A 19,840-nucleotide genomic window follows, 5' to 3' on the forward strand; every position below is an offset into this window, starting at 1 on the left:
GACGGTCGCCATGGATGCCGACGTCATCGTCGTCGGAGCGGGCCTCGCGGGCCTGGTCGCGGCGCACGAGCTGACCAGCCGGGGCCGCAGGGTCGCGCTCGTCGACCAGGAGAACGCCGCCAACCTCGGCGGCCAGGCGTTCTGGTCCTTCGGCGGGCTGTTCCTCGTCGACTCACCGGAGCAGCGCCGCCTGGGCGTCAAGGACTCCTTCGACCTGGCCTGGAACGACTGGCAGGGCAGTGCGCGGTTCGACCGGACCGAGGACGAGGACTCCTGGGCGGTGCGCTGGGCACGGGCGTACGTCGAGTTCGCGGCGGGGGAGAAGCGGTCCTGGCTGGACGGGCACGGCATCAAGCTGCTGCCCACCGTCGGCTGGGCCGAGCGCGGCGACCTCACCGCGCACGGACACGGCAACTCCGTGCCCCGCTTCCACATCGCCTGGGGCACCGGCACCGGCGTCGTGGAGCCGTTCGTGCGCTACGCCGAGCAGGCCGCGCGCGACGGGCTGCTCACCTTCCACCACCGTCACCGGGTCGACGAGCTGGTCGTCGACCAGGGCACCGCCCGCGGCGTGCGCGGCACCGTCCTCGCGGAGGACACCTCGCCCCGCGGTGTCGCCTCCAACCGCGATGCGACCGGCGAGTTCGAACTGACCGCCCAGGCCGTGATCGTCACCTCCGGCGGCATCGGCGCCGACCACGACATCGTCCGCCGCCACTGGCCCGGACGCCTCGGCACCCCGCCGCGCGAGATGGTCACCGGCGTCCCCGCGTACGTCGACGGGCGGATGCTCGACATCAGCGCGGCGGCCGGCGTACGCCTGGTCAACCGCGACCGGATGTGGCACTACACCGAGGGTGTCCGCAACTGGGACCCGATCTGGCCCGGCCACGGCATCCGCATCCTGCCCGGACCGTCCTCGATGTGGTTCGACGCCCTCGGCCGCCGTCTTCCCGAGCCCTGCCTGCCCGGCTACGACACCCTCAGCACCCTGAAGCACCTGCGCACCGGCGACGGTCTCGTCGACCACGACCACTCGTGGTTCATCCTGACCCGGCGGATCATCGAGAAGGAGTTCGCGCTGTCGGGCTCGGAGCAGAACCCCGACATCACCGCCAAGGACCGCGGGGCCTTCCTGCGCGAACGCGTCCTGGGCAAGGGCGCGCCCGGCCCGGTCGACGCGTTCCTGCGCCGGGGCGCCGACTTCGTGACCGCGCCCGACCTGGAGCGGCTCGTCGACAGGATGAACGCGCTGACCGACGAGCCGCTCCTGGACGCCGCCCTGATCCGCCGCCAGATCGAGGCGCGCGACACGCAGCTGGCCAACGCCTATGCCAAGGACGCGCAGGTCCAGGGCATTCGCAACGCCCGCCGCTACATCGGCGACCGGCTCGGCCGGGTCGCGGCCCCGCACCGCATCCTCGACCCCGCCGCGGGCCCCCTGATCGGCGTCAAGCTGCACGTCCTCACCCGCAAGACCCTCGGCGGCATCCAGACCGACCTGGACTCCCGCGCTCTGGGCGCCGACGGCGAGCCGGTCGAGGGGCTGTACGCCGCCGGGGAGGTCGCCGGCTTCGGCGGCGGCGGGGTGCACGGCTACAACGCCCTGGAGGGCACCTTCCTCGGCGGCTGCCTCTTCTCCGGACGGGCGGCCGGCCGGGCCGCGGCGCGTCAGGCCGGGTGAGCGTGGCGGACCGGGTGAGCGCGGCGGGCGGATCGTGCGCGGCGGACGGGCCGCACGTGCCTGCCGGCCCGTCGCCTCACGGCCGGTCGAGGAGGCGGGCCAGCACGGCCGCGTGGCCGGCGTCGGGGGACTTGGCCGCGGTCAGCAGGGTGACCGGGCCCTCGCGCACCAGCTCTCGCACCCCGTCGAGCGCCTCGGCCGCCTCGGCCTCGCCCAGTTCGGCCTCGTAGCGCTCGGCGAACTCCTCGTAGGAGCCCTCGCCCGCGTGGTACCAACGGCGCAGCTCGGTCGACGGGGTGAGCGCCTTGGGCCACTCGTCCACGTCCGCCGCGTCCTTCGCCATGCCGCGCGGCCACAGCCGGTCCACCAGGACCCGCACGCCGTCGTCCGGCTCGGGCGGGTCGTAGATCCGGCGGACCCGGACGACCCCGGCGGAGGACCTGTCCCCGGTGCGGGGTCTGTGCCCGGCGGAGGATCCGCGCCCGGTCACCCGGACCGCCGGCGCGAGGCCAGGCGCCGCTTCAGCGCACGGCGCTCCATCTCGTCGGTCCCGCCCCAGACGCCGAGGGACTGGCCGGTGTCGAGGGCCCACCGCAGACACGGCTCCCGCACCGGGCAGCGGCGGCAGACCGCCTTGGCCTGCTCGGTCTGGAACAGGGCCGGACCGGAGGTGCCGATCGGGAAGAAGAGGTCGGGGTCCTCGGAGCTGCATGCGGCGTGCTGTCGCCAGTTGTCCATCAACGTCACCTGCGATCGAAGTCGTGTCGCGCCCTCGGGTATGGCTTCCTCGGTTGCGGGTCACCTGTCGATGCCGGGGTGAAACCGAAGGACGGCCTGGGAATCCGGAGCCGGTGCCGTCTCAGCGGCGCAGCGCCCGGGCCGCGGTCGTCACCACCGCCTCGGCCACCGCCGCCAGCGCCGGGGAGTCGAGCCGCCACTGCTGCCAGTACAGCGGCACGTCGACCGGCCGGTCCGGGGCCAGGTCGACGAGCCGTCCGGCGCGCAGCAGCGGGAGGGCCTGCGGTTCGGGCACCATGCCCCAGCCCAGGCCGGCCGCGACGGCCTCGACGAACCCCTCCGACGTGGGCACGTGGTGCCGGGCCGGACTCGCCGCCCCCTGCCCCCCGCCGAGCCGGCGGACGAAGCCGTCCTGGAAGTCGTCCCGCCGGTCGAAGACCACCACCGGCGCCTCGGCCAGCACCTCCCGCAGCGGCCCGGCCGGCCACCGGGCGGCGGAGCCGGGGCTGGCCACCGGGAGGTACCGCATCCGTCCCAGCGCCCGCACCGAGCAGCCCGGCACGGCGTCCGGCGACGAGGTCACCGCGGCCATCACCGTGCCCTCCCGCAGCAGGGCCGCCGTGTGGTCCTCGTCCTCGCGGCGCAGCTCGAAGCAGAGCCGCGGCTCCTGCGGCACGCGCGTGAGGGCGTCCAGGAACCAGATCGCCAGCGAGTCCGCGTTCACCGCCACCGAGATCCGGGTGGGCTCGCCGGCCCCGCCGCTCAGCCCCAGTTCGGCCTGCGCGTCCCGCTCCAGGCGGGCCACCTGCCGGGCCAGCCGCACCAGCACCGCGCCCGACTCCGTCGGCCGCACCGGCTTGGTACGCAGCAGCAGCACCCGGCCCGTGCGCTGCTCCAGGGCCTTCACCCGCTGGCTGACCGCCGAGGGCGTCACATGCAGCGCCGCGGCGGCCGCGTCGAACGTGCCCTCGTCCACCACCGCCAGCAGCGTGCGCACCTGGTCCAGCGGGAGGTCCGCCATCGCCGTCGTCATCACGAGAGCTAAGGATACGTAAGAATCTTTAGCTGTACCCGCGGAGATCCTTCCGCTTAGCGTCGAGGCCATGACCAGCTCCCTGACCGCCGCGGCCGCCGGGTTCGGCACCGGCCTCTCGCTCATCGTCGCCATCGGTGCCCAGAACGCCTTCGTCCTGCGCCAGGGGCTGCGCCGCGACGCCGTCCTCGCGGTGGTCGGGATCTGTGCCCTGTCCGACGCCGCCCTCATCGCCCTCGGCGTCGGCGGGGTCGGCGCGGTGGTGGTGGCCTGGCCGGACGCGCTGACCGTGGTCGGCTGGACCGGCGGCGCCTTCCTGCTCTGCTACGGCGCGCTGGCCGCCCGCCGGGTGTTCCGTCCGGGCGCCGCCCTCACCGCGGACGGCGACGCCGCGGGGTCCCGGCGGCGGGCGGTACTCACCTGTCTGGCGCTGACCTGGCTCAACCCGCACGTCTACCTCGACACCGTGTTCCTGCTCGGCTCCGTGGCCGCCGACCGCGGCGACCTGCGCTGGACCTTCGGCCTGGGCGCCGCCGCGGCCAGCCTCTGCTGGTTCGCCGCGCTCGGCTTCGGTGCCCGCTTCCTCGGGCGGTTCCTCTCCCGGCCGGCCGCGTGGCGGGTCCTGGACGGGCTGGTCGCCGCCACCATGATCGTCCTGGGCGCCACGCTGATCGCCGGCGCCTGAGCCCGGCCCCCGAGCGGTGCCCGCGTCCTGCGACGGTGCCTCCCGAGACCTGCGCCCACTTTGGCGAGGGCCTCGCCCGCGGGCTGCTGTCCGCCGGTCGTCCACGGGGCGGTCCTGCCGCCGCCGGCACGGACGAGACGCGCGGTCGGATGAAGGGCGCGTCCATCGTCGCCGTCGCGGGCGGCCCGCGCCTCGTCGACGTCCTGCACGGCACGGCTGGGCAGGACGTCGGCGCCCGTACCGCCGTGACCGGCGGCGGCCTGCCGGCCGGCGTGGCGATGCCGGGCCTGGCCTGCGCGGTGCCGGCCCCGCGGCGCTACCGCGATCGACGGCTCACGGCTCACGGCCCCGGCTCACGGTATGGCGCGCCGGTGTGCCGCGTACTCCATGAGCTTGCCCCGGGTCGTCTCCAGCCGGTGGGCGAGGATCTCGGCGACCGAGCGCACCAGCACCAGCCCCAGCGACGGATCCTCCTCGCACAGGGCGAGCACGGGCGCCGCCTCGAACTCGTAGGCGCGCACCGGGCTGAACGCCTCGGCGCCGAAGTCCCACTCGTGCGGCGGGAACAGCCAGGACCAGCCGAGCAGGTCGCCCGCCCCCAGACTGGCCACCGTCACCCGTTGCAGGGACGACACCCGCTGGGTGAGGGAGACCGCGCCGGAGCGGATCACCCAGAACCGGTCGGCCCGCTCGCCCGCCTCGAAGATCTGGGCGTCCTCCGGAAACGCCACCTCCCGGGCGAGCGTCATCAGGCGCTGACGCTGGGGCGGGGGAAGGGCGGTCAGCAGCTTGATCGCTTTGGTCATGACACGGAGCCTCTCGCCGACGATCCGGTTCCGGTGCTTTCCCTACGCCCATTTCATCGGCTGCGGCCGCGCCGGGCACCTCGGCGGACGGCGGATCCCGCGGAGATTCCGTGCCGGAGCCGAGGACGCGGCGGCCCGGTGGCCCCACGCGCCGCATCGCTCCCGCCCGTAGCCGTGGCCGGGCATGAAAAAGCCCTGGCTGGACGGGGGAAGCCAGCCAGGGCCGTAAGCGGTGGCGCGGAGGACTGCGGCGGTCGACTCCGTCACCACGTATGCGTGAACGCTAAACCATTTTCCGCGGTTCCGTGAAACCGGAACGGGGTGGCGTGACCCGTCTCACCTCCCGGACACCCGGACACCCGGCCGCGCCGCCGGGACCGCCGGTCAGCCCGGCCGGGCGCCGTCCGTCCGCCGGCCCGGGGTCAGGACCTCGTCCAGCACCCGGAGCACGGTCTCGTAGGCCAGCGTCCGCACCTCGGCCTCCCGGGATGCCTCCGGGTCCGTCGGCCGCAACTCGTCCCGGCGTGCCCGCCACGCCCGCTCCTCCCGCACCGCACAGGCCCTGGCCCGCTGCATCCGCCGCAGCAGTTCGTCGGAGTCCACAACTTCGGTCATGCCACCCGCGTACCCCCGTACGGCGCCGGAATGGCCGTTGGGCCGAAGGGAGGTGTGGATGTTTGGAGGTATCCGGAGGGGTCAGCCGAAAAGCACACAGCGCAGCGCTTTCCACCCTCGATCCCCACCGAACCAGGGAGCTGACGGATGCGCCAGAGGCACCCGACCCAACCCACCGTCGACCGGGCCGGTGACCGGGCCGTCGACTGGTCCGTCGACCGGCTCGTCGACCGGGCCGGTGACCGGGCCCGGCCCACGGGCCCGTGCCGGCCCGCCGAGGCCCGCCGGGCCGTGGAGCGCGCGGTCGCCGAGCACCGGCACCCAGGGCAGGCGCCCTGCGACGCCCACGCCCTCTCGGACGCCGTGCTCGTCGCCTCCGAGCTGACCACCAACGCGATCCTGCACGGCGGCGGTGTCACGGACTTCCGCGTCGACGTCGTCGGACCCGGGGTCCGCCTCTCGGTGAGCGACCGCAGCGACGCGCTGCCGGTGACCGCGCCGCCGGTCGACGAGCGGGGACACCGGCGGCTGGGCGGCCGTGGCTGGCCGATCGTGTGCCGGCTGGCACGCGATGTGTGCGTCTCCGACTTGCCGACCGGCGGCAAGCGCATCACGGTGGTTGTACCGCTTTCCTGAGAGTTTGGGACAAGCGGAGTTTGCTCCCCCAAGTGAGGGGCAGTCGCAGTTTCGTGCTTCGGACCGGAGGCGCAGCAGCGGGAGCGCTATGGCTGCCCGGGCCCCTCCAGGCGATCCGGACCGGCCACGTTCCCGCGGTAAGTCCCTGAGACCACCGTTCAGGAGCGATTCCGCATGCTCATCGACACGCCCACCAGCCATCCCGCCGCACCTGACACCACCACCCCGGACACCTCCACCGAGCCCGCCCGCCGGCGGCACGACGACGCCCCCGACACGGCGGCCCTGTTCGCCCGGCTGGCCTCCCTGGAGGACGGTCCCGAACGCGACGCCGTCCGCGACGAACTCGTCACGGCCTGGCTGCCCATGGCCCACCGCATCGCCGGACGGTTCCGCGACCGCGGAGAGTCCATCGAGGACCTGCGCCAGGTCGCCGCCCTGGGACTGGTGAAGGCCATCGACCGGTTCGACCCGGAGCGAGGCGCCTTCGAGAGTTACGCCGTGCCCACCATCACCGGTGAGGTCAAGCGGCACTTCCGGGACCGGATGTGGGCCCTGCGGGTGCCCCGCCGGGTCCAGGAACTGCGCAACAAGGTGCGCCTGGCGCGCCGCGAACTCACCCAGAACCCGGGCAGCCCGGAACCCTCCGTGGCCGACATCGCCGCCCACACCGGGCTGACGGAGGAGGAGGTCAGCGCCGGGATGGAGGCCCTGGAGAGCTTCAGCACCCTGTCGCTGGACGCCGAGCTGTCGGCCGGCGACGACGGCTACAGCCTCGCCGACACCCTCGGCGCCTCGGACACCTCGTACGACGTCGTGGTCGACCGCGAGTCCGCCAAGGAGGGCCTGCGCCGGCTGCCCGAGCGCGAACGGGCCATCCTCTACATGCGTTTCTTCGAAGACATGACCCAAAGCCGCATCGCTGACCGGCTGGGCATCTCCCAGATGCACGTCTCCCGCCTCATCAACCGCAGCTGCGCCCGGGTGCGCGACGAGGCGATGGGGCAGCGGACGGGCGGCCGGCAGGCGACGGCCTGAAGGAGGAGCGGATCACATGCTGAGGCCCCACCCCACCGTGCTGCGCCGGCTCGTGGACGAGTACGAGGAGGTCGTGGCCGCCGAGCCCGCCACCGGCTCGGCCCCACCGAGCCCGCGGGCCCGGGACCTGGCGTACACGCTGTGCGTGTCGACGGGCACCCGCGACGTACGGCTGGCCCTGGAGGCAGCCCACCGCTGGCTCGCGGCGGCCCCGGCGGCCACGCCCGCCGCCGCGCGTACGCCCGCCGGCGTGTCGGACTGACGGGCACCGGCCGCCGACGCGGTCCGGACACCAGGAGGACCGGTGTCCGGACCGACGTCTGTCCGGGGCCGGGCAGCCGCCCGCACACACCCGCGAGAACCGCGTGTGTCATGCACCGACCGCGAGGGGTCTGATCCGTGCCGGACGGGGAACACGGCCAGGATGAACGAACACGAGATCCCGCCGGACGGCCGTCCCGTGGACGTCTACCTCGACCTCCTGCGCGTGCGGATGGACAACGAGGACTACCGGCTGCTGCTCAAGGTCGTGGAACCCGTGCTGCGGGCGATCGACGAGGACGAGTTGCCCACCATCGACTTCTCCCTGGACGGCGGGGAGGCCGAGGCGCTGCCCCAGGAGATCCGTGACGAGGCCGCCCTCGTGATCGCCACGGCCGTGACCGGACGGCTGGACAACGAGGTCGTCGAGATCAGTACGGACGAGACCGGCCCGGTCAGAGTGGTCACCGACGCGGCCACCGCCTCCGACCCGGACCGGCTCGGCGAGATCGCCGACTACCTCAAGGAACGGCACCGGCAGAACGAGGAGCTGCGCGGCATCGCCGAGGTGAGCGGGCTGCCCACCGACTTCTGACCGGCCGCCCGCACCGCGGGCCCACGCCCGCCGCCCGTCACCGCTTCGGTGCCGTGACGGGCATGCCCAGCGGCTTGGCGAGACCGACGACCGCCTCGTCCAGGCGCTCCAGGTGCCGCAGCACCCGGCCGGTGATCCTGCCGTAGCGCGGGGAGCCGGCCGCGTCCGGCTTCAGCAGGGAGGCGATGCTCGGCCCCGTCTCCACCTGCGTACCGGCCCGTTCGTCCTCGACCCGGGCGGCGATCGCCTCGATGTTGCGCACGGTGCGCCGCACCGCGCCCCGCAGCCGCGGGTCGGCCGCGATCGACGGGTGGGTGGGCAGCAACTCGGCCGTCGCCGCCAGCGACCGCGCGTGGTAGGCGCAGGTCTCCAGGAGCGCGACCACGTACCGGGCGGTGTCCCGCCGGGCCCGCAGCGGCGTGATCGGATGGGTGAGCGGCTGGGTGGCGGCCCGCAGATCGCCGAGCGCCTGGTCCAGGTCCCGGGCCCGGTCCAGCAGGTCGGCCGCCGCGCCGCCGCTGAGCTGGTCCACGGCACCCTCGGTGACGTCCGTGAGGCGCTCCAGCACCGTGCCGAGCAGCTCGTCGGTCCGGCGGTCGGTGCGCACCGGCAGCACCAGTGCCGCCGCCAGGACCCCGCAGGCCGCACCGAGCGCCGTCTCCTCCACCCGCAGCAGCAGCACCGACATGCTGTAGGTGTGCAGCAGGGTGTACAGCAGCCCCAGCATCGCGGTGACGAAGAACGACATCAGGGTGTACGACATCGGTGCCGTGTAGAACATCGCGAAGATCAGCAGCAGCACCAGCGCGAACGCGACCCAGGTGTGGTTCCCGACCAGGCCCGCCAGCGCTATCCCGGCCACCACCCCGAACAGCGTGCCCAGCACCCGGCGGTAGCCCTTGACGAGGATCTCGCCGGTGGAGGCCGTGTTCAGGAAGACGATCCAACAGGCGAGCACGGCCCAGTACCAGCGCTGGGCGGACAACAGCTCGCCGCCGGCGATGGCGAGCGCCGAGCCGACCGTGACCTGCACCGCGGCCCGCGTGGTGGGCCGGCGCAGCCCGGTCTCCCCCTCGGGCTCGCTCTCCTCACCGGCGTCGATCGAGGCGTCCTCGGCGTCCAGTTCCTCGCGCGAGCGGGCGGTCGCGGGGGAGTCGTCCGACTCGTCCTGCGGGCCGTCCAGGGCGATCCGCAGCCCCATGACGGCCCGGGCGGCCTCGCCGAGGCCCCGGAAGACGTCCTGCACGGCCGGCGAGGCCGGCGGCAGGTTCTCCTCGTCGCGGTAGCCGAGCAGCCGGTTGCGCAGCTGGGACAGCGCGGTGCCGCGCGCCCGGTCGGGCGTGGCCAGCACCAGCACCCGCAGCGCACCGAGGTCCCGGCGCAGCAGGGCGGTCGCCTCGTCCGGCCCCGGCAGCCGGACCACCGACGGGGCCGGGGCGCCGGGCAGGTGCAGCGTCAGGGTGTCGGCCCGCTCGGCGCTGCGCGCGGTCAGCAGCAGCAGGCCCAGCCGCTCGGCGGCGATCTCGGCGTCCGCGATGCGGCGCTGCACCAGCCGCGCCGTGGGCTGGTCGGGAGTGCCCTCCTCCAGCCGGGACTGGATCATCAGCGCCGTCTCGTGCAGCCGCGCGGTGCCGTCGCGTACGTCCTTGAGGACCTTGTCGATGTCGTCCGGGCCGGCGTCCAGCAGATCGAGCTGTGTCTGGACCAGCTGCGCCAGCCGCGCGCGGAAGGCCTGCCGCAGCCGCAGCAGAATGCCCGCGGGCGTCGCCGGGACGATCGCGAAACGCACCAGGGCACTGCATCCGAAGGCGACGGCGACGGCCGCGCACAGCCCCGGCAGCGCCGAGACGGAGGCACCGACGAACAGGGACACGAAGTAGACCTGGAAGGCGATCAGCCCCAGCGCGTGCCCCCGGTCGCCGAAGCGGCGGCCGTAGACGGCGCAGAAGATCAGCCCGACGAAGAACAGGTCCCCGGCGACGACCCGGGAGGACAGCAGCGCGCCCAGCGTCACCGAGGCCAGCGCCACCGGCAGGCCGAGGGCCAGCGTGACGGCCTGCGCACCGCGCTGCTTCTCCCGGATGGCGAAGGTGGCGGCCATCGCCGCCATCGCGCCACCCACCAGATGGGTGACGTCGGCCCCGAACGGGGCCAGCACGGCCAGTGCCAGCGCGATGGCGCCCACCGTCCGCAGCGCGGCGATCAGCCGCAACAGGCCCGGGTCGGACGCGGCGACGCGGTCCCGCAGCCGTGTCCGACCCGACCGTCCCGCTGTCCTCACGCCGCCGTGCTCACTTCCGTCCGCCGCAGAGATCCACTTCTCAGCATGTCATGCCGCGGGCGGACCTCCGAGGCCGGGTCACCGGGCCGGCCGGCCCGACCCCTCCACGTGCGCCCGCACCTGCTCCGGTGTCAGATAGGCGTCCGTGTACTCGAAGTCCTTCAGCTTGGCGGGCTTGCGGGCCTGGAAACCGGTACGCACGAAGTCGTCGCCGGCGACCGCGTTGAGCAGCCAGTTGGTCATCACCCGGGTCTTGGCGACGCCGGTGCGCAGCGCGGACCAGTGGTAACCGCGGGCCACGGCCTGGGCGGGCAGGCCCCGCAGCTCCACACCGAGCGGCTTGGACACGGCGTCGGTGCCGCCGAGGTCGACCACCAGTCCCAGGTCCTTGTGGACGTACGGCCGCATCGGCTGACCCCGCAGGGCGGCGATGACGTTGTCCGCGACGTGCCGGCCCTGCCGCATGGCGTGCTGCGCGGTCGGCGGGCAGACGGCGCCCTCCTGGCCCTTGGCGAGGTCGGGCACGGCGGCGGAGTCGCCCAGCGCGAAGACCCCGTCGTGGTTCGGCAGGCACATCTCGGACGTCACCGCGAGCCGCCCCTTGACCGTCTCCGCGCCGAGCGTGGCGATGAGCGGGCTGGCGACCACACCGGCCGTCCAGATGAGCGTGCGGGTGGGGACCACCCGGCCGTCGGTGAAGGTGACCTCCTCCGCCCCGGCCTTCTCGATGGAGACGCCCAGCGAGACCTCGATGCCCCGCCGGCGCAGGATCTCCTGCGCGCTGCGCCCGAGCTTCTCGCCCAGCTCGGGCATCAGCTTCGGGGCGATGTCGATCAGGTGCCACTTGATCAGGCTCGGGTCCAGGCGCGGGTAGCGCTTGACCGCGGCGTGCGTGAGGCGCTGCAGACAGGCGGCAGTCTCGGTGCCCGCGTAGCCGCCGCCGACCACCACGAACTGCAGCCGGGAGGCGCGCTCGGCCGGGTCCTGGCTGGCGTCGGCCAGGTCCAGCTGCGAGATGACGTGGTCCCGGATGTAGGCGGCCTCGGCCAGCGTCTTCATGCCGAAGGCGTGCTCGGTGAGCCCCGGGATGTCGAAGGTGCGGGTGATGCTGCCGGGCGCCAGCACGATGTAGTCGTACGGCTCGTTGACGATCCGGTCGGTGATGGTGCGCACCACGCACACCTTGGCCTTGAGGTCCACGCCGATGGCACCGCCCGGAATGATCCGGGTCCGGTACTTCTTGCTGCGGCGCAGCGACAGGGCGATGGACTGGGGTGTCAGCACGCCCGAGGCGACCTGGGGCAACAGCGGGAGATAGAGCTGGTAGGCGAACGGCGTCACCAGGGTGATCTCGGCCTCGCTGGGGGAGAGCTGCCTCTCCAGACGGCGGACGCACTCGACGCCGGCGAAACCTGCGCCGACCACCAGAATCCTGGGTCGTGTCACGGTGTTCATCCCTTTCTGCGGCTCCAGGCGGTCTGCCTCGAACGCCATGCGCCTGCCCCCGTCACCGGTGCTTCGCACCTCATCGATCCCATCGTGCTGCCGCGGGTTCCGCCAGTCGAGCGCGGCGGACAGCGGAAGAACGGGCAAAGGCGCGGGCCGGGGTCAGGCGCGTTCGCGCAGATGGCACAGCAGCAGGCACACGTCGTCGTCGCGCTCGGAGTCGCTCAGCAGCGGGTGCAGGATGCCGTCCGCCGCCCCCTCCAGGTCCAGCTCCAGCTCCGCCGGAGCGAACGAGCCCAGCGCCGCCGCGAGCCGGTCGATGCCCGGGTCTATGCCCCGCGCCCGCCGCTCGACCAGCCCGTCCGTGTACAGCGCCAGCGTCGAACCGGGTGCCACCGGCACGCGGTGATCGGCGATCTCCTGCTTGAGCGGGATGCCGAGCATCGCGCCGGGCTTGTCGTCCAGGACGCGCACCCGCCCGTCGGGACCGCGCAGCACCGGCGGCGGATGGCCCGCCGCCGCCCAGGCCAGCTCGGGCTCGTCCGGGTGGAAGCGGGCGATGACCGCGGTGGCGTACAGATCGGGCTGGAGGTGGTGCAGGAACGTGTGCAGCCGGGTCAGCAGCCGGCCGGGGCTGCCGCCGTCGACGGCGTAGGCCCGCAGCGCGGTGCGCAGCTGGCTCATCATGACCGCCGCGTGCAGCCCGTGCCCGGTCACGTCGCCGACCACGGTGATGACCCCGCCGTCGGGCTGGCGGAAGGCGTCGTACCAGTCGCCGCCGATGTTCAGCCCGTGGGTGGCCGGCAGATAGCGGGCGGCCAGCTCCAGCCTTTCCGGCGTGGGCAGCTCGGTGAGCAGCGCGCGCTGGAGCGTCTCGGCGATGTCGCGGTTGTGCTGGTAGCGCCGGGCGTTGTCGATGGCGATGCTGGCCCGCCGGGTCAGTTCCAGCAGCATCACGGCGTCGTCCGGGTCCCAGCGCGCCCCGGGCGGGGAGAGCGTCACCACGCCCAGCGGTGCCTGCCGGGTGGGCAGCGGGATGCACAGCAGGGGCCGGGTGGGGTCCAGCGCCGAGGGCGGCTGGTCGTCCACACCGGGCAGACCGCCCGGGTGGTCTGCGGCGTACTGCGGGCGTCCGGTGCGGGCCGCGACCACCGCGGCCGCCGGGCGCGGGGCGGTGCTCTGTCTGTCGTCGTCCTGGTCGAACAGCCAGACGTCGACGCTGGCGGCGTACGTCGGCACCAGCAGGTTCGGCAGGTGGCGCACGATCTCGTGGTGGTTCAGCGACGTCGTCAGCACCGCGCTGGCGTCCGCCAGGAACGTCAGCCGGCGGCGGGCGGCCTCCGCCTCGTTGCGGGCCTTGCGCTCGGCGGCGAAGGCCTCCCGCTGCGCCCGCCCGGCGGCGTCCAGCTCGGCGTGCAGCGCGACGACGCCCTGGTTGGTCTGCTGCAGCTCCTCCCGGTGGAAGGCGACCAGGCGCTCCTGCTCGGCGAGCTGCTCCAGCACCAGCGCCGTGTCCTCGTCGGCGCCGAGCAGCGCCTCCGCCAGCGCGGCGCGGTCGTCCGCCACCACGTCGGCGTCACCGTCCCCGGTCACCTCCCGGCAGCTCACCGTCATCCGCCACGGCGGTTCCCCGGCGGCGCTCGCGTCCCGCGACGGTGTGATCAGGGCGTGCAGCAGGTTCCCCTCGGCGGTCCCGGTCTCCACCTCCAGGGTGAGCCGCCAGGTGCCGCCCTTGGTCAGGCACTGGCGCAGCCGGCCGCTGAGCGACGCGGCGAGCCGGGTCCGCTCCAGGGACGGCACACCGTACGCGGCGGCCAGCCGGGCGATGGCGATACGGGCCCGTGCTGCGGCCGTGACGTCGGCGATCTGCCAGGTGCGCATCATGGGTGGTCCGGCGGGGTCGGAGCGAGTACGGCCACGGCGGTGTCGTCCCGCACCGGACGGGCGGAACTGCTGGCGTCCCGTATCGTCACCGCGGCCGTCAGGGCCGGGTCGACCGCGGGCTCGCAGGTGTCGGGCGCCGGCGTCCAGCGGCTGGGCAGGCCGTCGCTGTGCAGGACCAGCAGCCGGTCGTCCGCCCACGCCGTCTCCTCCTCCCGCACCCGCGCCGGGCGGTGCACGCCGACGATGCCGGGCCGCGACACCAGATGGCGCCAGGTGCCGCCCTCGCACAGCCGCGCCCCGATGTTGCCGATGCCGGCGAAGGACAGCCGCCCCAGCCGCAGATCGACCTGGGCCACCGCGACGGCCGCGCCCCGGGTGCCGCGCAGCGCCTCGTGCAGCCGCCGCAGCACCTCGGCGGGCGGCAGCCCGGCCGCGCCGCGCAGCGCCTCCGCCGCGGCGGTCGAGGCACCGGCCGCGTCCGGTCCGTGGCCCAGCCCGTCGGCCAGCATCAGCGTCAGCCGGTCCTCCGCGCGGACCCACTCCCAGGCGTCACCGGAGTACTCCGCCCCGCCGTACGGGACGTTCACCCCGCCGGCCCGTACCCCGGCCGGCGGTCGTGCGGCCGTACGGGTACGGCGGGTGGTGCGCCCGATCCGGGCCAGCGCGACCGTCCCCCTGCCCGCCGCGCTGTGCACCTCGAAGCCGTCGGCGATGCGCCGGCAGGTGCCGAGGCCGGCGCCCAGCGACTGGGTCGTGGAGAAGCCGTCGCGCAGGGCACCGGGCACGTCGGCGATGCCCGGGCCGTGGTCCACCGCCGTTATCTGGACCATCCGGGCCCCGTCCCACGCGTCGGTGAGGACGGGCGGCGTCACGACGTCGATGAGTATCTGGCCGCCCCCGGCGTGCTTGAGCAGATTGGTGGCCAGTTCGGTCGCCACCAGCGCCGCCGCCGCGGTGCGCGGTTCGTCCAGCTCGGCCAGCGCCGCCGCGTGCTCGGCCGCCACCCGGGTGTCGCGTACCCGTGTCGAGTCGTGCACCGGCACGTCCCACACGCGTGGCATCAGGACTCCTCGCGTGGCCGCGGCGGCCGACCCGTCCAGGAAGTGACCCGGACCGTCGTGCCGGCGCCCGGAGTGCTGTCGATCGCGAACTCGTGCACCAGGCGCCGGGCACCGCCCAGCCCCATGCCGAGCCCTTCGCCGGAGGTGAAGCCGTCGCTGAGCGCCTGCTCCACGTCCGGGATGCCGGGGCCCTCGTCCGTGAACGTCAGCCGCAGCCCGTGCGAGCCGCCCTCGACCAGGTGCTCCGTCCGCATCGTGCCGCCCCCGCCGTACACCAGGGTGTTGCGGGCCAGCTCGCTGGCCGCCGTGACCAGCTTGGTCTGGTCCACCAGGCCGAAACCGAGCTGAGCGGCGGCCTGCCGCACGTGCTGACGCACCCACACCAGATCCATGTCCGAACGGATCGGCAGGCGGGCCTCGACGCCCGCTGCGGTGTCCATCACGGCCGCTCCCGGCGCAGGCCGCCGGAGCGGGCCGTCACGATGGGCTGCCGGAGCAGTTCCATGGCCACCTCGGTGCTCAGCGCGGTGCGCAGATCCGGCAGCGTCAGGCCCAGCTCCACCAGGGTGATGGCGACCGCGGGCCGCATGCCCACGATGATGGTCCGCGCCGCCAGCAGGTCCGACTGGGCCGCGATCTCGGCCAGCACCCGGCCCAGGAAGGAGTCGACGATCTCCACACCGGAGACGTCGATGATCACACCGGTGGCTCCGCTGGCCGAGATGGTCTCGGACAGGTCCTGCTGAAGCTGCTGTGCCGTGCTGTCGTGAAGGTCCCCCTGGAGCGTGACCAGGAGGATGTCACCGAGCCGGAGGACGGGTACGTGTCCCGGGACGGGGCCGGGGGAAGCGTGGCTCACCGGGGCTCCGCGCCGTTCGAGGCCGGGTGCACGATGCCCGCGCCGAGCCGGTGCAGGGCGTGCCCCAGCGCGTCGGCGAGTCCGGCCCGGGTGACCACCGTGCCGAGGTCCAGGCCGAGGTGGACGATGGTCTGCGCGATCGCGGGACGGATGCCGGACACGATGCACTCCGCGCCCATCAGCCGCGCCGCCGCGACCGTCTTCATCAGGTGCTGGGCCACCAGGGAGTCGACCGTCGGCACACCGGTGATGTCGAGGATGGCGAAGCGGGCCTGCTGCTCGACGATGGCGTCCAGCAGGGTCTCCATGACCACCTGGCTGCGGGCGCTGTCCAGTGTGCCGATCAGCGGCACGGCCACGATGCCGTCCCACAGCTTGATGACGGGCGTGGCCACCTCCAGCAGCTGCATGCGCTGGCGGGCGATGAGCGCCTCGCCCTCGCTGAGCGCGGTCTGCATCACCACCACCCGCAGCGTCCCCATCAGGACGCTCAGCGTGGTCGTGCACTCCCGTACGCGCTCCGCCGGGACGTCCGCGAGATCGCTCAGCAGCATGTTCTCGACGGGCTGGCGCAGCGCGGCCAGCTCGCTCGAGACCTGGGCGGTGCTCAGACCCGCCCGGGAGCGGGCCGCCCCCATCCGGGCCAGCTGCTCGCGCACCCCGCTGAAGCCGGCCGCGTCCGGGTCCTCGACCCGGGCCCCGTCGGCGACCTGGGCCAGCGCGTCCACCACGGCCTTGCCCGCCTCCACCGCCTCGTCCCGCGACACGGTGAACACGGCCCGGAACAGGGGCTCGTCCGCCCAGCGCTGGGCGATCTGCTCACGGCGGCGGCGCAGGAAGTCCCTGACCTCCCGCGTCGGCGATCCGGGGGTTCCCTCCGCTGTGTGCTCCGGCACCTGCTTCACTCCTCATCCGCCTTGCGTCGCACGGACGGCCCGGGCGGGCCGACGACGTGACTCTGCCGGGCGACAACTGTAACCACCCGTCGACCTCGCACGACACCGCGTCCCCAAGGTGCGATCGGGTTGAGGGCGCGAAGGCCGGCGACGGCGGCCACTCAGGTGTCACTCAGGTGTGAGGAAGCGAACGGCGGTTCGGGTCAGCTCTCCTGCCGGTCCGGTCCCGGCCCCCCGTCGACCAGCGCCAGCGCGTCCTCCACGGTCGGCGAGACCGGCACCGTGATGCTGACGCCGGTCAGGTCCAGCACCCGCCGCACGGCCGGGGTGGGGTCGATGATGTGCACGCTGCCCGGCAGCTCACGGGCCTCCTGGTAGACCCGCAGGATGATGTTCATGCCGGAGGAGTCCATGAACGGCACCGCCGACAGATCGAGCAGGAAGTGCCGTCGGCCGTGGTGGAGCTGGTTCGCCAGGTGGTGCTGGAACTCGGTCGCCGTGTCGACGTCCAGGTACCCCTCCACCTTGAGCAACGCGACGTCCTGGCGGGGGAGCGTCACCTCGACGGACAGCGGGTTCTGGGCAATGGGCACGTGTACCTCCAACGAATGGGGACCGCGGGTGCGGAGGGCCAGGGCTGGTTACCCCTGTGCATGACTTCGATGCATGCCGGTGACCGGACGCACATGGTGATCAAGATCTCATCGGATGCAGCACCCCTCCCCGCGGTCGTCGTGTCACCGCGCCCCGCGCTTACCCCGCGAGCCGGGCGCCATGCCTGCCGGACGGCGCCCGGCCCGTCACCCGAGGCGGACGCCGACCAGACACGTGTCGTCGTCGGTGTCGGACCTGCTGTAGGTGAGGAGCCCGTCCAGCTGCTGGTCGAGGGTGCTCGGCGCGGTGCGGACGGTGGTCAGCAGCTGGGTCAGCGACTCCGACACGGAGCGGTCGCGGCGCTCGATCAGGCCGTCGGTGTACATCAGCAGCGTGTCCTCGGCCGCCAGCTGCACCTCGGCCTCCTCGTACGCGGCCTCCGGCACGGCACCCAGCAGCATGCCCTTGACCAGCGGCAGCGGCTCCGCCTCCGCGCCGCGGACCAGCACCGGCGGCAGATGACCGGCCCGGGCCCAGCGCAAGGTCCGCCGGACCGGGTCGTACAGCCCGCACACCGCCGTGGCGGTGACGGCCCCCGTCAGATGGTGGGCCACGATGTTGAGCCACGACAGCAGCTGACCGGGCCCGGCACCGGTCACCGCCAGGCCGCGCAGCGCGTTGCGCAGCACCACCATGCTGGTCGCCGCCTCTATGCCGTGCCCGGCCACGTCGCCCACGCACAGCAGCACCAGCCGGTTCGGCAGCACCACGGCGTCGTACCAGTCGCCGCCCACCAGCTGCTCCGTCTGCGCGGGCCGGTAGCGGACGGCCACCTTCACGCCGGGCATCTCCAGCGGGGCCTGCTCCGGCGGCATGATGGCGTGCTGCAACTGCAGCGTCAGCCGGGCGCGCTCACTGGCCTGCTGCTCGGTGTGCGCCAGCTGGTCCCGGGTCGCGGCCAGCGCCACCTCCGTCCAGTGCTGGGCGGAGATGTCCTGGAACGCCCCCCGGACGACGAGCAGGCGGTCGTCGGTGTCGAGGACCGGCTCGGCGACGACCCTGATGTGCCGGGTCACCCCGTCGGGCCGTTGCAGCCGGAGCGCCGCCGACGCCGGCCGCCGGTGGTGCAGCAGCGTGCGCAGGAACCGCCCGATGGCCACGGCGTCGTCGGGATGGGCGTGCGCGGGCAGTTCCTCCAGCGGCACGGGGGTGCTGGACCGCGGGCGCCCGTACAGGTCGAACAGCTGCCCGTTCCAGGTGATCTCCCCGGTGAGCAGGTTCTCCTCGAAGCCGCCGATACGGCCGAGGCGCTGGGCGTGCTGGAGCAGGCTCGCCAGGCGTGCCGTCTCGTCCTCGATGCGCCAGATCAGCAGCACGGCGCTGCCGTGCCGGCTGATGCTGATGTCCGCGATCGCCGACAGCGGCACCTGGTCGACCAGCGCGGTGAGGTTCATCCGCCGGGCCCGGAACGGCTCCCCGGTGGCGTACACCCGCTCCACCCGCTGGAACAGCTCGCTCTGACCGACGGCCATCGGATAGGCCTCCAGCAGCAGCGCGCCGTTCACCACGGCGCGGGCTCGCCCCGCCGGGTCCAGGAAGCGGCTGTTGACGTGGTGGATGCGGAAGTCCACCAGGCTCCCGGCCCCGTCCAGGTGCGGTACGAGGACCAGAGCGGGGTCGTGCAGCCCGTCGGCGAGGTCCGTCAGCTCCGCCGCGTCCGGCACCACCCTCGGATCCTGGCCGGTGCCGGGCACCTGCGGGTACGTCTCCAGCGTGTGGGCGCACAGCTCGGCCAGGGCCTCCACCTGGCGGACGACCTGGGGCGGCTGCGGGGCCAGCGGCGCCGGCCAGGCGATCTCCAGGACCCCGTGGATGCGGCCCCCGGTGCCCGCGGGCACGGCGACCCGCCCGCCGTCGGGGTGCTGGTGCCGGCCGATGCTGGGCAGTCCGGTGTCCGCCAGGGACGTGATCCACTGCCCCGTACGCTCGGTCAGGCCGCGCCGCGCCACGGTCGCCACGTCCGGCGGCACATACCGCCAGCGGGCGGCCTCGGCCGGGGAGAAGCCCGCACTGCCCGCCAGGGTCAGCGACCCGTCGGGGCCCGCCGCCCAGATGGCCACACAGGCCGCGCCGAGCGGACGCAGCGCCTGCTCCAGCAGGGCGTCGGCGACCGCCTGGGTGTCGTTCGCGGCCAGCGCACCGCTCTCCGCGGCCCGCAGCCGTACGGCGGCCGACTCGGCCGTCGCGTCGGTGCCGGTCTCCGCGTCGGTGCCGGTCTCCGCGTCCGTGCCGGTCTCCGCGTCGGTACCGGTGTCGGCGGCGGCTTCGTCGGCTGCGGCGGTGGCCGCCAGGAACGCGTCCGTCACCTCCGACATCCGGTCCCGGGCGGCCTGGTTGATGACGTCGACGGCGAACTCCAGCGGCGTCACCTGGGCCTGCTCCGCCAGCTCGGCGAGCTGCCGGGCGGCCTGGGCCGGACCGCACCGCAGCCGCTCGACCAGGATGCCCTTGGCGAGTTCGATCAGGGCGCGCCCCTCGGCCTCCGCCTGGGCGGCCCTGACCTCGCGGCTGAGCCGGTCCACGGTGGCCGCCAGCCGGCCCACGGGCGAACCGGGGGCCGGGCCCGCGAGGTCGGCGGAGCCCGCCTCGGACGGGACGTCGCCCGGCTCGGCGCCGGACGGCTTGCGCGGGTCGTCGAAGGAGTTCACGGTGCGACTGCTCCTCGGCC

The 19,840-nt window shown here is 74.1% G+C and carries 20 protein-coding genes; 6 read left to right on the top strand and 14 right to left on the bottom strand.

Translation table 11 applies throughout. The annotated features are described in order from the left end of the window. Positions 1–10 precede the first annotated feature (10 nt). Positions 11–1,684, top strand: coding sequence for an FAD-binding dehydrogenase (locus ACLGIH_RS31705; RefSeq protein WP_416528721.1), 1,674 nt, complete (start codon positions 11–13; stop codon positions 1,682–1,684). A 76-nt stretch (positions 1,685–1,760) separates the two neighbouring features. On the opposite strand, the gene ACLGIH_RS31710 is transcribed toward ACLGIH_RS31705, so the two are convergent. From ACLGIH_RS31710 to ACLGIH_RS31720, 3 genes are all read right to left on the bottom strand, one after another. Continuing rightward, on the bottom strand, positions 1,761–2,174 hold the full coding sequence (locus ACLGIH_RS31710; RefSeq protein WP_416528722.1) for a DUF488 domain-containing protein: 414 nt from the start codon (positions 2,172–2,174) through the stop codon (positions 1,761–1,763). After that, on the bottom strand, positions 2,171–2,422 hold the full coding sequence (locus ACLGIH_RS31715; RefSeq protein WP_416528723.1) for a WhiB family transcriptional regulator: 252 nt from the start codon (positions 2,420–2,422) through the stop codon (positions 2,171–2,173). Before ACLGIH_RS31715 ends, ACLGIH_RS31710 begins: the two co-directional genes overlap by 4 nt. 121 nt (positions 2,423–2,543) lie before the next feature. Further along, positions 2,544–3,455 (bottom strand): LysR family transcriptional regulator ArgP, encoded by a 912-nt coding sequence (locus ACLGIH_RS31720; RefSeq protein ID WP_416529529.1) that lies wholly within the window; start codon positions 3,453–3,455, stop codon positions 2,544–2,546. A gap of 70 nt (positions 3,456–3,525) precedes the next feature. On the opposite strand from ACLGIH_RS31720, the gene ACLGIH_RS31725 reads away from it, so the two are divergent. Then, positions 3,526–4,140, top strand: a complete 615-nt coding sequence (locus tag ACLGIH_RS31725; protein WP_416528724.1) for a LysE/ArgO family amino acid transporter — start codon at positions 3,526–3,528, stop codon at positions 4,138–4,140. Positions 4,141–4,493: 353 nt separating this feature from the next. Here the strand turns inward: ACLGIH_RS31725 and ACLGIH_RS31730 are convergent, their stop codons facing one another. Together ACLGIH_RS31730 and ACLGIH_RS31735 are read right to left on the bottom strand one after the other, a co-directional pair. Further along, entirely contained in the window at positions 4,494–4,946 is a 453-nt protein-coding gene (locus ACLGIH_RS31730) for a cyclic nucleotide-binding domain-containing protein (protein ID WP_416528725.1), read from the bottom strand. A 384-nt stretch (positions 4,947–5,330) separates the two neighbouring features. Then, the gene (locus tag ACLGIH_RS31735; RefSeq protein WP_416528726.1) at positions 5,331–5,561 is read right to left on the bottom strand and encodes a hypothetical protein; all 231 of its coding nucleotides are present in this window, start codon (positions 5,559–5,561) and stop codon (positions 5,331–5,333) included. A gap of 147 nt (positions 5,562–5,708) precedes the next feature. Between ACLGIH_RS31735 and ACLGIH_RS31740 the strand changes: the two genes are divergently transcribed. The 4 genes from ACLGIH_RS31740 (at position 5,709) to ACLGIH_RS31755 (ending at position 8,091) form a co-directional block, all read left to right on the top strand. Next, entirely contained in the window at positions 5,709–6,197 is a 489-nt protein-coding gene (locus ACLGIH_RS31740) for an ATP-binding protein (RefSeq protein ID WP_416528727.1), read from the top strand. A gap of 174 nt (positions 6,198–6,371) precedes the next feature. Beyond that, positions 6,372–7,235, top strand: a complete 864-nt coding sequence (locus ACLGIH_RS31745; RefSeq protein ID WP_416528728.1) for a SigB/SigF/SigG family RNA polymerase sigma factor — start codon at positions 6,372–6,374, stop codon at positions 7,233–7,235. Positions 7,236–7,251: 16 nt separating this feature from the next. Continuing rightward, entirely contained in the window at positions 7,252–7,497 is a 246-nt protein-coding gene (locus ACLGIH_RS31750) for a DUF5133 domain-containing protein (protein ID WP_416528729.1), read from the top strand. A gap of 162 nt (positions 7,498–7,659) precedes the next feature. After that, positions 7,660–8,091 carry a hypothetical protein gene (locus tag ACLGIH_RS31755; protein ID WP_416528730.1) on the top strand — a complete coding sequence of 144 codons (432 nt, stop codon included), beginning with the start codon at positions 7,660–7,662 and terminating at the stop codon, positions 8,089–8,091. 37 nt (positions 8,092–8,128) lie between these two features. Here ACLGIH_RS31755 and ACLGIH_RS31760 read toward each other — a convergent pair whose 3' ends face one another. The 9 genes from ACLGIH_RS31760 to ACLGIH_RS31800 form a co-directional block, all read right to left on the bottom strand. Then, entirely contained in the window at positions 8,129–10,372 is a 2,244-nt protein-coding gene (locus ACLGIH_RS31760; protein ID WP_416528731.1) for an FUSC family protein, read from the bottom strand. Between the two features lie 78 nt (positions 10,373–10,450). Beyond that, positions 10,451–11,827, bottom strand: coding sequence for an NAD(P)/FAD-dependent oxidoreductase (locus tag ACLGIH_RS31765; RefSeq protein WP_416529530.1), 1,377 nt, complete (start codon positions 11,825–11,827; stop codon positions 10,451–10,453). 153 nt (positions 11,828–11,980) lie between these two features. Next, positions 11,981–13,702, bottom strand: coding sequence for a PP2C family protein-serine/threonine phosphatase (locus tag ACLGIH_RS31770; protein WP_416528732.1), 1,722 nt, complete (start codon positions 13,700–13,702; stop codon positions 11,981–11,983). Next, on the bottom strand, positions 13,699–14,763 hold the full coding sequence (locus ACLGIH_RS31775) for a SpoIIE family protein phosphatase (RefSeq protein WP_416528733.1): 1,065 nt from the start codon (positions 14,761–14,763) through the stop codon (positions 13,699–13,701). Before ACLGIH_RS31775 ends, ACLGIH_RS31770 begins: the two co-directional genes overlap by 4 nt. Next, positions 14,763–15,203: an anti-sigma regulatory factor gene (locus ACLGIH_RS31780; RefSeq protein WP_416528734.1), complete on the bottom strand. Its 441-nt coding sequence runs from the start codon at positions 15,201–15,203 to the stop codon at positions 14,763–14,765. Before ACLGIH_RS31780 ends, ACLGIH_RS31775 begins: the two co-directional genes overlap by 1 nt. After that, on the bottom strand, positions 15,203–15,622 hold the full coding sequence (locus ACLGIH_RS31785) for an STAS domain-containing protein (RefSeq protein WP_416528735.1): 420 nt from the start codon (positions 15,620–15,622) through the stop codon (positions 15,203–15,205). The genes ACLGIH_RS31780 and ACLGIH_RS31785 overlap by 1 nt, the downstream gene beginning before the upstream one ends. Further along, a complete protein-coding gene (locus tag ACLGIH_RS31790) occupies positions 15,619–16,518 on the bottom strand; it encodes an STAS domain-containing protein (protein ID WP_416528736.1) in 900 nt (299 codons plus the stop codon). Before ACLGIH_RS31790 ends, ACLGIH_RS31785 begins: the two co-directional genes overlap by 4 nt. 203 nt (positions 16,519–16,721) lie before the next feature. Continuing rightward, positions 16,722–17,111, bottom strand: coding sequence for an STAS domain-containing protein (locus tag ACLGIH_RS31795; protein ID WP_416528737.1), 390 nt, complete (start codon positions 17,109–17,111; stop codon positions 16,722–16,724). A 207-nt stretch (positions 17,112–17,318) separates the two neighbouring features. After that, positions 17,319–19,820, bottom strand: coding sequence for a SpoIIE family protein phosphatase (locus ACLGIH_RS31800; RefSeq protein WP_416528738.1), 2,502 nt, complete (start codon positions 19,818–19,820; stop codon positions 17,319–17,321). Between the last annotated feature and the right edge of the window lie 20 nt (positions 19,821–19,840).

It is taken from the genome of Streptomyces hamibioticus, assembly GCF_047946815.1.
Lineage (GTDB): Bacteria > Actinomycetota > Actinomycetes > Streptomycetales > Streptomycetaceae > Streptomyces.

Excerpts from the sequence above, each read along its gene's own strand:
- ACLGIH_RS31705 (WP_416528721.1), top strand. The coding sequence starts at position 11 with ATGGATGCCGACGTCATCGTCGTCGGAGCGGGCCTCGCGGGCCTGGTC.
- ACLGIH_RS31715 (WP_416528723.1), bottom strand. The coding sequence starts at position 2,422 with ATGGACAACTGGCGACAGCACGCCGCATGCAGCTCCGAGGACCCCGAC.
- ACLGIH_RS31720 (WP_416529529.1), bottom strand. The coding sequence starts at position 3,455 with ATGACGACGGCGATGGCGGACCTCCCGCTGGACCAGGTGCGCACGCTG.
- ACLGIH_RS31725 (WP_416528724.1), top strand. The coding sequence starts at position 3,526 with ATGACCAGCTCCCTGACCGCCGCGGCCGCCGGGTTCGGCACCGGCCTC.
- ACLGIH_RS31730 (WP_416528725.1), bottom strand. The coding sequence starts at position 4,946 with ATGACCAAAGCGATCAAGCTGCTGACCGCCCTTCCCCCGCCCCAGCGT.
- ACLGIH_RS31735 (WP_416528726.1), bottom strand. The coding sequence starts at position 5,561 with ATGACCGAAGTTGTGGACTCCGACGAACTGCTGCGGCGGATGCAGCGG.
- ACLGIH_RS31740 (WP_416528727.1), top strand. The coding sequence starts at position 5,709 with ATGCGCCAGAGGCACCCGACCCAACCCACCGTCGACCGGGCCGGTGAC.
- ACLGIH_RS31745 (WP_416528728.1), top strand. The coding sequence starts at position 6,372 with ATGCTCATCGACACGCCCACCAGCCATCCCGCCGCACCTGACACCACC.
- ACLGIH_RS31750 (WP_416528729.1), top strand. The coding sequence starts at position 7,252 with ATGCTGAGGCCCCACCCCACCGTGCTGCGCCGGCTCGTGGACGAGTAC.
- ACLGIH_RS31755 (WP_416528730.1), top strand. The coding sequence starts at position 7,660 with ATGAACGAACACGAGATCCCGCCGGACGGCCGTCCCGTGGACGTCTAC.
- ACLGIH_RS31765 (WP_416529530.1), bottom strand. The coding sequence starts at position 11,827 with ATGAACACCGTGACACGACCCAGGATTCTGGTGGTCGGCGCAGGTTTC.
- ACLGIH_RS31770 (WP_416528732.1), bottom strand. The coding sequence starts at position 13,702 with ATGATGCGCACCTGGCAGATCGCCGACGTCACGGCCGCAGCACGGGCC.
- ACLGIH_RS31775 (WP_416528733.1), bottom strand. The coding sequence starts at position 14,763 with ATGCCACGCGTGTGGGACGTGCCGGTGCACGACTCGACACGGGTACGC.
- ACLGIH_RS31780 (WP_416528734.1), bottom strand. The coding sequence starts at position 15,203 with ATGGACACCGCAGCGGGCGTCGAGGCCCGCCTGCCGATCCGTTCGGAC.